Annotated in this window: 13 protein-coding genes; 9 read left to right on the top strand and 4 right to left on the bottom strand. The window is 65.6% G+C overall.

What is annotated here, in order from left to right:
* Positions 1-2 precede the first annotated feature (2 nt).
* Together BSY238_RS14160 and BSY238_RS14165 are read left to right on the top strand one after the other, a co-directional pair.
* The gene (locus BSY238_RS14160; RefSeq protein WP_069039706.1) at positions 3-1,508 is read left to right on the top strand and encodes an ArnT family glycosyltransferase; all 1,506 of its coding nucleotides are present in this window, start codon (positions 3-5) and stop codon (positions 1,506-1,508) included.
* A gap of 32 nt (positions 1,509-1,540) precedes the next feature.
* Positions 1,541-2,407 carry a decaprenyl-phosphate phosphoribosyltransferase gene (locus tag BSY238_RS14165; RefSeq protein ID WP_069039707.1) on the top strand — a complete coding sequence of 289 codons (867 nt, stop codon included), beginning with the start codon at positions 1,541-1,543 and terminating at the stop codon, positions 2,405-2,407.
* Between the two features lie 186 nt (positions 2,408-2,593).
* On the opposite strand, the gene BSY238_RS14170 is transcribed toward BSY238_RS14165, so the two are convergent.
* From BSY238_RS14170 to BSY238_RS14180, 3 genes are all read right to left on the bottom strand, one after another.
* Positions 2,594-3,514 (bottom strand): LysR family transcriptional regulator, encoded by a 921-nt coding sequence (locus BSY238_RS14170; protein ID WP_069039708.1) that lies wholly within the window; start codon positions 3,512-3,514, stop codon positions 2,594-2,596.
* Positions 3,515-4,011: 497 nt separating this feature from the next.
* A complete protein-coding gene (gene murI / locus BSY238_RS14175) occupies positions 4,012-4,815 on the bottom strand; it encodes a glutamate racemase (protein ID WP_150123947.1) in 804 nt (267 codons plus the stop codon).
* Positions 4,816-4,892: 77 nt separating this feature from the next.
* Positions 4,893-5,459: a cob(I)yrinic acid a,c-diamide adenosyltransferase gene (locus BSY238_RS14180; RefSeq protein ID WP_069039709.1), complete on the bottom strand. Its 567-nt coding sequence runs from the start codon at positions 5,457-5,459 to the stop codon at positions 4,893-4,895.
* A 143-nt stretch (positions 5,460-5,602) separates the two neighbouring features.
* Between BSY238_RS14180 and BSY238_RS14185 the strand changes: the two genes are divergently transcribed.
* From BSY238_RS14185 to BSY238_RS14210, 6 genes are all read left to right on the top strand, one after another.
* Entirely contained in the window at positions 5,603-6,895 is a 1,293-nt protein-coding gene (locus BSY238_RS14185; RefSeq protein ID WP_069039710.1) for a glycerate kinase type-2 family protein, read from the top strand.
* Between the two features lie 423 nt (positions 6,896-7,318).
* Entirely contained in the window at positions 7,319-8,833 is a 1,515-nt protein-coding gene (locus tag BSY238_RS14190) for an FAD-linked oxidase C-terminal domain-containing protein (RefSeq protein WP_069039711.1), read from the top strand.
* Between the two features lie 2 nt (positions 8,834-8,835).
* Positions 8,836-9,912: a glycolate oxidase subunit GlcE gene (gene glcE / locus BSY238_RS14195; protein ID WP_069039712.1), complete on the top strand. Its 1,077-nt coding sequence runs from the start codon at positions 8,836-8,838 to the stop codon at positions 9,910-9,912.
* Positions 9,913-9,923: 11 nt separating this feature from the next.
* On the top strand, positions 9,924-11,165 hold the full coding sequence (glcF, locus tag BSY238_RS14200) for a glycolate oxidase subunit GlcF (RefSeq protein WP_069039713.1): 1,242 nt from the start codon (positions 9,924-9,926) through the stop codon (positions 11,163-11,165).
* 85 nt (positions 11,166-11,250) lie between these two features.
* A complete protein-coding gene (locus BSY238_RS14205) occupies positions 11,251-12,105 on the top strand; it encodes an HDOD domain-containing protein (protein ID WP_069039714.1) in 855 nt (284 codons plus the stop codon).
* Between the two features lie 100 nt (positions 12,106-12,205).
* A complete protein-coding gene (locus BSY238_RS14210; protein ID WP_069039715.1) occupies positions 12,206-13,021 on the top strand; it encodes a PP2C family protein-serine/threonine phosphatase in 816 nt (271 codons plus the stop codon).
* A 24-nt stretch (positions 13,022-13,045) separates the two neighbouring features.
* On the opposite strand, the gene corA is transcribed toward BSY238_RS14210, so the two are convergent.
* On the bottom strand, positions 13,046-14,137 hold the full coding sequence (gene corA / locus BSY238_RS14215; protein ID WP_069039716.1) for a magnesium/cobalt transporter CorA: 1,092 nt from the start codon (positions 14,135-14,137) through the stop codon (positions 13,046-13,048).
* A gap of 184 nt (positions 14,138-14,321) precedes the next feature.
* On the opposite strand from corA, the gene BSY238_RS14220 reads away from it, so the two are divergent.
* A complete protein-coding gene (locus BSY238_RS14220; RefSeq protein ID WP_069039717.1) occupies positions 14,322-15,452 on the top strand; it encodes a Re/Si-specific NAD(P)(+) transhydrogenase subunit alpha in 1,131 nt (376 codons plus the stop codon).
* Positions 15,453-15,472: the final 20 nt, after the last annotated feature.

Raw genomic sequence — 15,472 nt, forward strand, 5'->3', positions numbered from 1 at the left:
CGGTGAGCCTGTTTGCCGCAGCGGCGCCAGCCCACAACTGGCGCCGCTTCTACTTTGCAGCGCTGCTGCTCACGCTGCTGTTCCGTGGCTGGCTGGGCGCAGCGCTGCCCTTCACCGGCGACGAAGCGTATTTCTACTGGTGGGGCAGGATTCCCGCCGGCGGCTTCTACGACCACCCGCCCATGGTCGGCTGGTGGCTGGCCGGCCTGATCGCCGTGTCCGAGGCCGAGTGGTGGTTGCGCCTGCCGGCCATCCTGCAGCCGGCGCTGCTGTCCTTCATGCTGCTCGCCTTTCTGCGCGACGACCCGCACGCGACACGCTGGGGGGTGGCCACACTGGTACTGCTTGCGCCGGCCAGCGTGCTCGACGTGCTCATCACGACCGACATTCCGCTCGTGTATTTCAGCGTGGCGTCGGCGCTGGTGTTCCTGAGTGCCGTGCGCGGCCGCGCCGGCTGGCTGTTCGCGGTGAGCGGTCTTCTGCTGGGTGGCGCCTTCCTGTCGAAGTATTTCGCCGTGCTGCTCGGCTTTGCCTACATCGCATGGGCGCTGTGGCGACCGGCAGTCTGGAAGTGGAAGGCGCTGGCGCTGGTCGTGCTGTGCGCATTGCCGGCCGGGCTGTACAACGCCTGGTGGAACAGTCAGCACTGCTGGGCGAACGTGATGTTCAACGTGTTCAACCGTCACGGCAACGCCCACCTGTCGTGGGAAACGCCGCTGCTTTACGCTGCGATGATGGTGTGGCTGCTGACCCCGATGGTTGTCTGGGGCCTGCTGCGCACGCCGGGCGCCTGGTTGCGTCAGGCGGCGCTGCCCTGGCTGGTCGCCGTGCCGCTGTCGATTTTCGGGCTGCTGTCGCTGGTCAAGACGATCGGCCTGCACTGGGTGTTTTCCTTCGTGCCGCTGGTGTTCCTGCTGTACGGCCGCAGCGTGTCAGACCTGACGTTGCAGCGGACAATCAGGTTCGCTGCCGTGATCGCCGCCGTGCATGTGGCGGCCGTGCTGGCCGTGGCCAGCCAGCCGGTCGAGCGTTGGTCCTCCTTGCTGGGCGAACGCAAATACGCAGGCGTGGTGCAGACGGTGAAGGCCGATGAGGTGATCGCCGCACTGGGCGACGACGTGAATCGCTACGAACTGATGACCGACGGCTACTCGCCTTCGGTCACCGTCGGCTACAACCACCGCCGCTACTGGCCGGTGTTCGGCCCGGCGTCGAGCCATGCGCGGCACGATGACATGCTGACCGACTTCCGCCGCCTCGACGGCCGCGATGTGCTGGTGCTCAGCAAGGAAGCGCCGGTGCTGACCGACTACACGCCGTATTTCCGCGACGTGCAGGTCGACGTGCTGACGGTACGCGGCGCGAAGTTCTGGCGCATCCGCGGCCACGGCTTCGATTTCGCGGCCTATCATGCCGGCGTGCTCGAACCGGCGCGCCGTTACTGGTACGCGATTCCAGGCTGGCTGCCGCAACAGGGCTGCTTTTTCGAAGAACGTTACTTCCGCTGAATGCCCGAAGGTTTGCCATCCGGCCGCCGATCATGATTGCCGCTGCGTTCAAGTTGCTGCGACCGCACCAGTGGGTGAAGAACGGCTTCGTGTTCTTCGGCCTGCTGTTCGGTCACGCCTGGCACAACAGCGCCACGGTGCAGGCCGCCATCGTTGCCTTCCTCGCCTTCTGCCTGATGTCGAGTGCGGTGTATGCGCTGAACGATCTGCGCGACATCGAGCAGGACAGGCTGCATCCGGCGAAACGGCAGCGGCCGCTGGCATCCGGCGCGCTGTCGCCGTCGGTTGCCATCCTGCTGATGACGGCCTGCTCGATCAGCTCACTGCTGCTGGCCTGGCAGGTCGGCGACACGCTGGTCTATCTGCTGTGCGTCTATGGCCTGATCAACTTCGGCTACAGCTACGGCCTCAAGCGCGTCGTCGTGCTCGACGTGTTCCTGATCAGTGCCGGCTTCATGCTGCGTCTGCTTGCCGGCACCACCGGGCTGGACATTCCTCCGTCGAACTGGCTGCTGATGTGCGGCCTGCTGCTGACGCTCTTCCTGGGCTTTTCGAAACGGCGTGCCGAACTGATGCTGATGGACGAGGCGGGTGGAGCGCACCGCAAGGTGCTTGATCTGTATTCGCCTGCGCTGCTCGACCAGTTCATCACCATCACCGGCGCCTGCGCCGTGGTGGCGTACTCCCTGTACACCGTCGATGAGGACACGGTGCGCATCCATGGCACGGCGGATCTCATCTACACGCTGCCTTTCGTGCTGTACGGGTTGTTCCGCTACCTGTACATGCTGCACCGGCGCGGTGGCGGCGGTGATCCGTCGTATGACCTGTTCCGCGACCCGCACCTGATCGTCGCAATGGCCGGCTGGCTGGCAGTTACGGTTTTCCTGCTGCGCTGACTGCACGGCTTCTCATGGCTGTTGCGGGAATGTGGAACAAGCGCCGGCATCCCATCGGTCGAACTGCACAACCTCTGGATGGCATATCCCTGACGCAAGTTCAAATTGCGCGTAAAGCGGGTTCTGGTCGGCTCGCTCCCACCTCTGGTGCGCGCGCTTGCTCCGCCTGTCCGGAAATCGAAGTCGTCAGATCCCCATGCCCTTGGTGCCCAGATAGGCGGGTATCCAGGCCTGCAGCAATTCGAGGAAGGCTTCTGCTGCCCGCGACAGGCGGCGCTGCTGCAGCCTGACCACCTGCCAGCGTGACATCAGCGGAAACCCCTCTACCTGGAGGATGACCACCTCATCCTCGAGCAGCGGGTCGCGGTGCAGCGTGTGGCGCGAAAGTATGGACAAGCCCAGTCCGCCCGCCACGGCCTGCTTGATGGCTTCATTGCTGCCCAGTTCCATCCGCACATTCAGCGTGGCGCCCTGCTGCGACAGATAGTTCTCGATCGCGATGCGCGTGCCCGAGCCCTGCTCGCGCATGATGAAGCGCTCTTCCGCGAGATCCTGCAACTTCAGAATGCCCGCATTGGCCAGCGGGTGCGACGCCGGCGCAATCGCGACCAGCGGATTGTCGAGGAATGAATCACAGGTGAGATCCATGTCCTCGGGTGGCTTCGTCATGACGTACATATCGTCGAGATTGGCCTGCATGCGTTCGATCAGACGGTCCCGGTTTGCCACTTCCAGCTTCACATCGATACCCGGGTGCTGCGCGCAGTAAGGACCGAGCACACGCGGCACGAAGTACTTCGCGGTACTGACCGCGGCCAGCCTGAGCGTGCCGCGGTGCAGGCTGCGTGTGGCCTGAAGGTTTTCCTCGAATTGCTGCCACTGCAGCTGTATGCCCTTCCATGCCGACAGCAGCTCTTCCCCGGCGGGTGTCAGGAAGGTGCGTCGCCCTATGGTGTCGAACAAGGGTTCGCCCACCGTTTCGGTCAGTTGCCGCACCTGCTGCGACACCGCCGGCTGGGTCAGGAAAAGCTGCTCCGACGCGCGCGTGAAGCTGCCGGTTTCAGCCACTTTGGCAAACACCTGCAACTGCCGCAGCGTTATGTTCATAACCTTTTCATTATCAAATCAAGAAAAAAATAATATTTGTACTAATGGATCAAAGTTTTTAGCATCTCGCGTCAATCACTGCAACCCGAATCGTCCGTGTCAATCGCCCTCGTGCCCAGCCAGTTTGTCCGCCAACCACAATCCGGGTGGCGCACCTCTCGTCTGACCGCCCTGGGGCATGCACGGATGATTGCAATTCTGTGCATGGACGATGCTGTGCGGCGCCGGCTCGTTCTGGCCGGTTTCCTGCCGGGCGCTGAAGCGAGCGAGGGCGCCCACCGGATGTGGAGTCGGCCTTGTTCGTCACTCCCGCCTCATATATCACCCCTGCGACCCGACAACCCGCTGCGGCTTACCGGCTGACGCCGCCCGCGGGACTGAACCGGGGCGGCTACAGCGCCCCGGCCACCGCTTCCCTTGGCCAACCCTTCGGTCTTACCCGCACACGTGTCTGATTCCTCAACGAATCCGTCAGGTGTGCGGGATTTTTTTGTCGCTTATCCCTGCAAGGGCGCGAGTCGCGCATCCGCATGCCATAACCGTTGCAGTACCCGCTCAGCGGTGTCCGAGGCAGCCGTGGACCAGAAGCTTTCGGTTCCTGCCGCCTTGCCGCCGCGCAGCAGTCCGGCATCGTTCAGACGCTGCGCCAGCTGGCGGGCCACCGAATCGCCGGTGTCGATCACCTGCACCGTCGCTCCGGCCTGCTGCTGGATCAACCCACGCAGGAAAGGGTAGTGCGTGCAGCCCAGCACAATCACGTCGGCACCGCCGGCCAGCAGCGGTTCGACATGCGACGCGATCAGCGCCCGCGTGGCAGGAGTGTCCAGTTCGCCACGTTCGACCGCCTCGACCAGGCCGGTACCGGGCCGGGTGATCACGCGGACGTCGCGGCCGAAGGTGTCGAGCAGCGCCGCGAAGCGCGCGCTGGCGAGCGTGCCCGTTGTGGCGAGTACGCCAACCACACCGGAGCGCGTGGCGGCGGCGGCGGGTTTGACTGCCGGCTCCATGCCGAGGACCGGCAGGCCTGGCCAGCGTTCTCGCAACGCGGGTGCAGCGGCTGCCGTGGCCGTGTTGCAGGCGATCAGCAGCGCCTTCGCGCCGTGGCCGATCAGGAATTCGCCGAGCGTCAGGCTGCGGTCGCGTATCCAGTTGGCACTGCGCTCGCCGTAGGGCGCATGGCCCGAATCGGCGACGTAAAGAAAGTCTTCGGCGGGCAGGCGCGCCCGTGCGTGGCGCAGCACCGACAGGCCGCCGAGGCCGGAGTCGAATACGCCTATCGGTGCGTCGTGGGTCGGAATCACGTTGGGCTGGTCAGCCGAGGCGGGCCGCTCACAGAGCGGTTGAAAGCAGATTCACCGTCCATCCATGGCAGCGGCGTTCAGCCGGCCTTGTCATCATGCGCACGGCCGCGTTGCCACAGCACGTCGCCTCGCCCATCGAGCCGGTTGAAGGTGCGGCCGATGACGAACAGCAGGTCGGACAGGCGGTTGAGGTACTGGCGGCTGGCGTCCGGCACCTGACCTTCGGCGGCGGCGGCGATCACCGCGCGCTCGGCGCGCCGGCAGATCGTGCGTGCAAGGTGCGACAGTGCGGCCGCGCGCGTGCCGCCCGGCAGGATGAATTCCTTCAGCGGCCTGAGTTCGTCGTTCAGTCGCTCCAGTTCGGTTTCCAGGCGCGCCACCTGTTCGGGCTTGACCAGGTTGTAACCCGGTACGGCCAGTTCGCCACCGAGGTCGAACAGATCATGCTGGATGTCGGTCAGCAGCGCGGCAAGATCGGGCGGCAGCGGTTCGCACAGCAGCACGCCGAGCGCACTGTTCAGTTCATCTACATCGCCAAGCGCGTGCACGCGGGCGCTGTATTTCGACACCCGCGTACCATCGCCCAGGCCGGTTTCGCCACCGTCGCCGGTACGTGTCGTGATCTTTGAAAGTCGGTTTGCCATGGCTGCTCGTGATGAGATGGATAAGAGCTATTGATTATAAGTCGGCTTATATATAAGGCCGCACCAGTTAGAATTCTTCATATATTCCGAAGGCCACGCGCGCTGCGTGCCGAACGGAAGCAACGCATGGAGCGACTGCAAGTATGACCCCGAAAACCGACCCGAAAGACTTCCTCCGCAAGCTGTTCCAGGCGGCGTTCGACGCCGCCAACCCGGACCTGTGCGTGCCGGCCAACCTGCCGCCGCCGCCCAATGGGCGCACGCTGGTGGTCGGCGCCGGCAAGGCGGCCGCGTCGATGGCGCTGGCGGTCGAGAAGAACTGGCCGGGTGAGCTGTCCGGACTGGTCGTGACGCGCTACGGTCACGGCGCGCCGTGCCGGCGCATCGAAGTGGTCGAGGCCTCGCATCCGGTGCCGGATGCGGCTGGTCAGCAGGCGGCGAAGCGCATCCTGCAGTCGGTGCAGGGACTGACCGAAGACGATCTGGTGATCGCGCTGATATCCGGCGGTGGCTCGGCGCTGCTGTCGGCACCGGCCGAGGGGCTGACGCTGGAGGACAAGCAGGCGGTCAACCGCGCGTTGCTGGCCAGCGGTGCGGCGATCCAGGAAATGAATTGCGTGCGCAAGCACCTGTCGTCGATGAAGGGTGGCCGGCTGGCGCAGGCCTGCTATCCGGCGCGCGTGTTTACGCTGGTCATTTCCGACGTGCCGGGCGATGACCCGGCGGTGGTCGCGTCTGGTCCGACGGTGCCGGACACCACGACGCGCGAGGATGCGCTGGCCATCATCCGCCGCTACAACATCGAAGTGCCGACCGCGGTGATGAACTGGCTGTCGCGCCCTGAATCCGAAACCCCGAAGGCGGATGACCCGCGTCTGGCACGCTGCGAAACGCGCACCATTTCGACTGCCCAGGCATCGCTGCTGGCGGCCGCCGAGGTGGCGCGCGCCCATGGCGTGACGCCGCTGGTGCTGGGCGACATGATAGAGGGCGAGTCAGCCGATGCCGGCAAGGTGCTGGCCGGCATCGCCAAGGCGTGCGCGATCAACGGCACGCCGCTGGCGCCGCCCTGCGTGCTGCTGTCCGGCGGCGAGACCACGGTGACGCTGGGCCAGATCAAGCCGGGGCAGAAGCCGCGCGGCGGCCGCAATTCCGAATTCCTGCTGTCGCTGGCGATTGCGCTCGACGGCATGTCCGGCATCCATGCGGTGTCCGGCGATACCGACGGGATCGACGGCAGCGAGGACAACGCAGGTGCCCTGGTGACAGACGATACGCTCGCCCGCGCGCGCGCTGCCGGCATCGACGCCCGCCACATGCTCGACGTGCACGATGCGTACGGTTTCTTCCATGGCATCGAAGACCTGATCGTGACCGGACCGACGCTGACCAACGTGAACGACTTCCGCGCCATCTACGTCGAAAAGAAGGCCTGAAGCGTATTCACTTTTTGGCAGAAGGCATCAGGAGGCGCCCTCCCTGTGGGAGCGGCGGCCCCGCCGCGATCGTGCAGCGACCATCGTTGTACAGAGTGCGTATCGCGGCGAGGCCGCCGCTCCCACAGGAACAGCTCCCACAGGAACAGCTCCCACAGGAACAGCTCCCACAGGAACAGCTCCCACAGGAACAGCTCCCACAGGAACAGCTCCCACAGGAACAGCTCCCACAGGAACAGCTCCCACAGGAACAGCTCCCACAGGAACAGCTCCCACAGGAACAGCTCCCACAGGAACAGCTCCCACAGGGCACCGCTCGAAACGCACGGTGTCCGGTGTGGCCGGGTCGCTTCGCTGCAACCGTCCGCGGTCGTGCATGTCTGCGGGTATCATCGATCGCCTGATCGCACCGTAAGCCGAGTCATGAGCGCATTGCCGCAGGCCCACGCCAACACCCACTCCGCTGCCGCCGCTCCCGCAGTGATTTCCAGGGCGGCCCTGATCGCCGAACTGTCGCGCGTGCTGCCGGCCGACTGTCTGATCACCGACATCGGCCGCCTGCGTGCCTACGAGTGCGACGGACTTATGCTGATGCGCGAAATGCCGCTTGCCGTCGCGCTGCCGACGACCGAGGCGCAGGTGATCGCGGTACTGCGCACTTGTCACCGGCTCGGTGTGCCGGTGGTGCCGCGCGGCGCCGGCACCGGCCTGTCCGGTGGTGCCACACCGCACAAGCACGGCCTGGTGCTGTCGACGGCGCGCATGAACCGCATCGTGTCGGTCGACCGGCTGGCGCAGCAGGCGGTGGTGCAGCCGGGTGTGCGCAATCTTGCGGTGTCGGAAGCGGCTGCGCCGCACGGCCTTTATTACGCACCGGATCCATCGTCGCAGATCGCCTGCAGCATCGGCGGCAATGTGGCGGAGAACTCCGGCGGTGTGCATTGCCTGAAATACGGGCTGACCGTGCACAACGTGCTGCGTGTGCGCATGGTCAGCATGGCCGGCGACGTGCTGGAGGTGGGCAGCGCCGCGCCGGACTGTCCGGGTTATGACCTGCTGGCCGTCACCATCGGCTCGGAAGGCCTGCTCGGCGTCGTCACCGAAGTGACCGTGAAGCTGGTACCCCGGCCACGTGTGGCGCGCTGCGTGCTGGCCGCCTTCGACGATGTGCGCCGCGCCGGTCAGGCGGTGGCCGACATCATCGCGGCCGGCATCATCCCGGCTGGCCTGGAAATGATGGACCAGGCGACCACGGTGGCCGTCGAAGCGTTCGTGCACGCCGGTTACCCGCTGGATGCCGCAGCCATTCTGCTGTGCGAGTCCGATGGCACGGCGGAAGAAGTGGAAGACGAGATTGCCCGCGTGCGCATGCTGCTCGACGCAGCCGGTGCCACCGAAATACGCGTGTCCGACAGCGAAGCCGAAAGGCTGCGTTTCTGGGCCGGCCGCAAGGCGGCTTTTCCGGCAGCCGGCCGCATCTCGCCCGATTACTACTGCATGGATGGCACCATTCCGCGCCGCAAGCTGGCCGACATGCTGGAGGCGATGAATGCGATGTCCGACAAGTACGGCCTGCGCTGCCTGAACGTATTCCATGCCGGCGACGGCAATCTGCACCCGTTGATCCTGTTCGATTCGAACGATGCGGATTCACTGCACCGCGCAGAAGCCTTCGGCGTCGAAATCCTCGAACTGTCGGTTGCGCTGGGCGGCACCATCACCGGCGAGCACGGCGTCGGGCTGGAGAAGATCAACCAGATGTGCGTGCAGTTCGCACCCGGCGAACTCGACATGTTCCATCGCGTCAAGGCGGCCTTCGATCCGGCCGGTCTGATGAATCCGGGCAAGGCGGTGCCGACGCTGCACCGCTGCGCCGAAATGGGCGGCATGCACGTGCACCACGGCGAGCTGCCGCACCCCGAGCTGCCGCGCTTCTGACGATGACCCATCCTTTCCATTCGACGCTGCGCGAGATGGTGCTGGATGCAGCCGCGCAAGGCCGCACGCTGCGCCCGCACGGCAGCCGCTCGAAGGACTTTCTCGCGCAGCAGCTCGCCGGCGCGCCGCTCGACATGCGCGGTGCGCAGGGTGTCATCGCCTACGAGCCGTCCGAGCTCTACATCACGGCGCACGCCGGCACCCGCGTGGCCGACATCGAAGCGCTGCTGGCCGGCCGGCAGCAGATGCTGGCGTTCGAGCCTCCCCACTTCGGACCGGGCGTCACATTGGGCGGCATGGTGGCAAGCGGCCTGTCCGGCCCGCGCCGCATGGCCGCCGGCAGCCTGCGCGACTTCGTGCTCGGCGTCACCGTCATGGATGGCCAGGGCCGCGTGCTGCACTTCGGCGGTCAGGTGATGAAGAATGTTGCAGGCTTTGACGTATCGCGCCTGATCGCTGGCAGTTTCGGCACCCTGGGCCTCATTCTCGACGTGACCCTGAAGGTGCTGCCGCTGCCCCAGGCGGAACAGACCCGCTTGCTCGAACTCGACGATGCGATGGCGCTGCTGCGCCTGCGCGAGTGGGGCGCCGAACCGTTGCCGATTTCCGCCACCTGCTGGCATGGCGGCCGGCTGCACGTCAGGCTGTCTGGCGCGCAAGTCGCGCTCGATGCTGCGGCTCAGCTGATCGGCGGCGACGCGGTTGACGCCGTCGACGCGGCAGCGCTGTGGCGGAGCGTGCGCAATCACACGCACGCCTTCTTCGATGGCGATGCACCGCTGTGGCGCGTCGCGCTGCCGCCGACTGCGCCGCATCTCGCGTTCGATGGCGACAGCCTGACCGAATGGAATGGCCTGCAGCGCTGGCTGCGCAGCGATACCGACGCGGACGCGCTGCGTCACGTGGTCGGCGCGCTGGGTGGCCATGCCACCCTGTTCCGCGGTGGCCGGACCGTGGACCGGGCGCTTGGCGTGTTCGAACCGCTCAAGCCCGAAGTGATGGCAGTCAGCCAGCGCCTGAAGCAGGCTTTCGACCCGTCCGGCGTGTTCAGTCCGGGACGGCTGTACCCCGAACTTTAAGAGCGATCCCGATGCAGACCGGACTGGCCGATTTCATCCGCAACACGCCGGAGGGCGACGCTGCCGAGGCAGTGCTGCGCAAGTGCGTGCACTGCGGTTTCTGCAACGCAACCTGCCCGACCTATCAGCTGCTGGGCGACGAACTCGACGGTCCGCGCGGCCGCATCTACCTGATGAAGCAGATGTTCGAGGGCGCCGTACCGGCTGAAACCGTGCTGCCCCACCTCGACCGTTGCCTGACCTGTCGCAATTGCGAATCCACCTGCCCGTCCGGCGTGCGTTACAGCGAATTGGTGGACATCGGCCGTGCCGTGGCGGAGCGACGCACGCAAAGACCGCTGGCCGCACGCGCAGCGCGCTGGGTGCTGCGCGAAGGCCTGTCTCGACCGGGTGTGTTCAACACGGCACTGGCGCTCGGCCGGCTCGCCCGACCGTTGCTGCCCGCCTCGCTGGCCGCCAAGGTGGCGCCTCGGCGCGATGCCGGCAACTGGCCGCCGGTGCGTCACGCACGCCGCATGCTGGTGCTGGCCGGCTGCGTGCAGCCGGCGCTGATGCCGGACGTCAATGCCGCTGCGGCGAGGGTGCTCGATCTGGTCGGCGTTTCGCTGGTCGAGGCAGCGCGCGCCGGTTGTTGCGGCGCCTTGCGCTTTCACCTGAATGATCAGGACGGCGGACGGCGCGACATGCGCGCGTTGATCGACGCCTGGTGGCCCGCCATCGACAGCGGCGAGATCGAAGCCATCGTGATGACCGCCTCCGGCTGCGGCACCACGGTACGCGAGTACGGTCACCTGCTGGCCGATGACCCGCAATACGCACAACGCGCGGCACGGGTCGGCGCGATGACGAAGGACCTGTCGGAAATCCTGCACGCCGAGCGGGTGCAGGTAGAAGGGCTGTTCGCGGCGCAGCAGCCATCGCTCAAAGCGCTTGCCTATCACCCGCCCTGTTCGCTGCAGCACGGCCAGCAGGTGCGAGGTCTGGCCGAAAGTCTTCTGCGTGCCGCCGGCTATGACCTTGTACCGGTCACCGACAGCCACCTGTGCTGTGGTTCGGCCGGCAGCTATTCGCTGCTTCAGCCGCAGTTGTCGCGCACGCTGCGCGACAACAAGCTGGATGCGCTGCAGGCCGCGCCGGTGAGCGGGATTGCCAGTGCCAATGTCGGCTGTATCGCGCACCTGCAGACCGGTACCGGAACGCCGGTGCGCCACTGGATCGAATGGGTTGAGGAGGCGCTGTCGGCCACTGCATGAGCGCATGATTTCCGGTTCAAGTTTCGGCAATTCCTGCCGTTGATTGACGTAACCCGCAATAGATCCGGAAGAGAGAACCCGCACCATGCAAAACGCTCGCAGCACGATTCCCGACACCGCAGAAGCCCTGCTCGATTCCACCGCCGTGTTGCTGCCGGCCAAGCCGCACCTGCTGATGGAAATCGACAACCTGATGCGTACGCCGGATTTCGAAGTGGGCGATCTGGCCGAATCGATTTCGCGCGATCCCGGGGTGCTGTCAGCCCTGTTCAAACTGTGCCGGTCGCCGGCCTACAGCCGCGGACGCGCACCGAGCAATGCCGAGCAGGTGCTGATGCTGGTCGGCCTGTCGCAGACCGTGAATCTCGTGCGTGGCATCGCGATCCGTCAGGTGGCGAGCGGAGCCGGTCCGCAGATGACGCATTTCTGGGCGCGTTGCGACGAAATCGCCGCCATCGCCTCGCAGATCGCCAGCGAACGTGTGGCGGTGTGCAATGTATTCCCCGACCAGGCCTACCTGGCGGCGATGTTCCACGACTGTGGCGTGCCGCTGCTGTGCACCCGCTTCCCGGAGTACTGGAAGCGGCTCAATCTCGATGACGACGCGGCCTGGGTCGATCTCGCGCTCGAAAACACGAGCTATCGCCTGGATCACGCCACGGTCGGTTACTGGGTTGCCCGCAACTGGGGCCTGCCGGAACTGATCGTGCAGGCGATCCAGCACCATCACACCATGCCGGACGACGACACCTTCGGGCTGCGCAGTACGATAGGCATCGTCGCGCTCGCCACTCACATCTATCTGCGCAACAAGGGACTGGGCGACCCGTCGTGGGCGGTGCGCGGGCCGGAAATCCTCGCCGAACTGGGCATCCATGCAGCAGCGCTGGACGAGTACATCGATGAAATCAACGAGCGGCACGTCAGTCTCGCGGTGTGAATATTCGTCACAATCCTCCGGTGATTGTGACGCCGGGTGACGCGGGTCGCAGCAGACCCGCCTGCACGGCTAGAATCAGGGGACGTACCCGGAAACCTTCATGGCACTAAAATTAGACAGTTGCGTTGCGCAGCACATCGGTGACCGCAAGGAACAGCAGGACCGCGCCGCAGTCTTTCCGCACAGCCGCCACAAGGGCATGCTGATGGCGGTGCTCGCCGACGGCATGGGCGGGCACAGCGGCGGAGCGATGGCGGCCGAGCAGGTGGTCATGAAGGCGCGCGACAACTTCGAGGCCTACGCGCCCGCGGTCGAAACGCCGACAGACCTGTTGCGAAGCGTGGTCGAGGAAGCGCACGTGGTGATCAAGCTCACCCGTTTCACGACCGAGCAGGACCCGCATTCCACCGCCTGCGTGCTTTTGATGCAGTCGGGTCGTGTCGACTGGGCGCACTGCGGCGATTCGCGCATCTACCATTTCCGCCACGACCGGCGCGTGGCCATCAGTCAGGACCACTCACTGGTCGGGGAACTGATCCGCCAGGGCCGGCTCGACGAGGAAGGTGCCAAGACGCATCCGCAGCGCAATCTGCTGCTGCATTGCCTCGGTGCGCAGAAGGAGCCGATGATCGACTATGGCGGCGCCACCGACCTGACCGACGGCGACAGCTTCCTGATCTGTTCGGACGGTCTCTGGGCCTACTTTTCCGACGAGGAAATCGGCGGCGTGCTGTCCGTCTTTTCCGCCCGCGAGGCGGCGGAAACGCTGATCAAGCGCGCACGGGATCGGGGCCGACCGACCGGCGACAATGTATCGCTCATCCTCATCAAGCTGATCGATGTCGAAGCGCGCGAGAAGGCCGAACGCGAACGGCTGGAGTCCGCCCGGCGCAGGCTGGGCAGCATGAAGGACTGAACCGGGTTCCGGCGCAGCCATGGGTCAATCCAGCCAGTGCCGGCGCCAGAACAGCATGCCGAGTGGCGCCGCTATGCCGGCCATCAACGCCAGCGCCAGTAGAAAGCCATTGGGTGAATCCAGCCACGGCATATGGCGAAAATTCATGCCGAACACACCGGCCACCAGCGCGGCCGGCATGAACAGCGTGGTGATCACGGTCAGGATGCGCACCTCCTGATTCACGCGCTGGCTCATCGCCGACAGGTACACATCCAGCAGACCGGACAACGTTTCCCGCATCGAATCGACCGATTCGATCAGGTAGGTCAAGTGGTCCTGCACGTCGCGCAGATAGACGCGCGTCTCCGGCGTCACCAGCGGATGGTCGCCGCGCTGCAGGCTGCTGATCACTTCGCGCAGTGGCCACAACGCGCGGCGCAGCGCCATGGTGTCGCGCCTCGCCTCGTGCAGCGTCGCGATCTGCGCACTCGCCGGGCGCTCGAACAGCGCTTCCTCCAGCCGATCCAGTCGATCGTCGATGCGTTCGATCACGCCGAAATAATTGTCCACCACGGCATCGATCAGGCTGTAGGCCAGCAGGTCGATGCCGCTGCCGCGCAGGCTGCCGAGCGATTTGCGCAGCCGCTCGCGCACCGGTTCGAAACTGCCGGTCGGACGTTCCTGGAAACTGAGCAGGAAGTCCCGGCCGAGCACCAGGCTGAACTGCTCCGACGACAGTGTCCGGCCGTCATCGGACAGCTGCAGCACGCGGGCAACGATGAACAACTGGTCGCCGTAGTCCTCCACCTTCGGCCGCTGTTCGGTATTGGCGATGTCTTCCAGCACCAGCGGATGCAGATTGAAGCGCTGACCGATCTCGGCCAGTACGCTCGTGTCGTGCACGCCATAGACATTCAGCCAGCGCAGTGGCAGCGTCGCCTCGTGCAGGCGCGACTGTTCGAGCGACGTGAAGCGGGTTTCGCGCAACGCGTCCGGTCCGAACTCGATCAGCGAAATGCCGGCCGCCTGTTCGCGCGCCGCGCCGATGAACACCACCGACCCAGGTGCCAGGCCACGTTTGCTGGAGCGGCGTGCCGCGCCGCGCATGCGTTTCGGCGTGGTTTGTCGATTCATAAGTAAACCTTTATTTTGGTATACCCCCCTGCGCACCGCGCTGCCTGAGGATAGTATGCGAAGCCGGCCGGGGGGGCAGCTTCCGCGACCTACCGGGCATTCAGAAACATCGGCGCCGCCGCGTCATCGACGCGGTCGGGCAGCACGATGTTCAGCGCAGGAAGTTCATTACGGGGGAGGGTACATGGCAGTCACCATTGGTGTGCCGAAGGAGTCGGCCGAGGGCGAACAGCGCGTGGCGCTGACGCCCGAAGTGGTCAAGAAGTTTGCCGCACTGGGCGCCGCGATTCAGGTGCAGACCGGCGCGGGCGCAAGCAGCCATTACAGCGACGAGGATTATGTCGCCGCCGGCGCGACCATCGCGGACAGCAGCGAAGCGATCCACACGCAGTCCGACATCGTGCTGCGGGTCGGCGTGCCGACCAATATGCAGATCGAGTCGCTGAAGCCGGGCGCCGTATTGACCGGCTTCCTGCAGCCCTATGCAGACCGCGCGCGGGCCATGCGGCTGGCCGAACGCAACATCACGAGTTTCGCCGTCGAACTGGTGCCGCGCATTTCGCGTGCCCAGAGCATGGATGCGCTGTCGTCGCAGGCGGCCGTGGCCGGCTATCAGTGCGTGCTGATAGCCGCCGGCCAGTGCCCGAAATTCTTTCCGATGCTGACCTACGCCGCGGGCACGATCCGCCCGGCCCGCGCACTGGTGATCGGTGCCGGCGTCGCCGGTCTGCAGGCCATCGCCACGGCAAAGCGGCTCGGCGCCATCGTCGAAGCCTATGACGTGCGGCCGGAGACCAAGGAACAGATCGAATCGCTGGGTGCCAAGTTCGTCGATACCGGCGTGTCGGCGGCCGGAGCAGGCGGCTATGCGCGCGAGCTGACCGAAGAGGAAAAGGCGCAGCAGGCCGTGAAGCTGGGCAAGGCGGTGGCCAACGCAGACGTGCTCATCACGACCGCGGCCATTCCGGGCAAGCGCGCGCCGCGCATCATCACGCTCGACATGGTGCAGGGCATGAAGGCCGGCGCCATCGTGGTCGACATGGCGTGCGAATCCGGCGGCAACGTCGACGGCACGATCGCCGGCCAGTCGGTGCATGTCGGCAATGCGCTGGTGATCGGCCCGACCAACATCACGTCGCGCATGCCGGTGCATTCGTCGGACATGTATGCCAAGAATCTTTTCAACCTGCTGTCACCTTTCGTCAAGGACGGCCAGTTCGTGCCGGACTGGGAAGACGATGTGATCTCCGGTACCGCGCTGACCCACGGTGGCGAGGTACGTCACACGATGGTGAAGAAGGTGTTCGGCCTCTGAGCCCGCCCAAAAAGAAAGGA

This window comes from Methyloversatilis sp. RAC08, from assembly GCF_001713355.1.
Lineage (GTDB): Bacteria > Pseudomonadota > Gammaproteobacteria > Burkholderiales > Rhodocyclaceae > Methyloversatilis.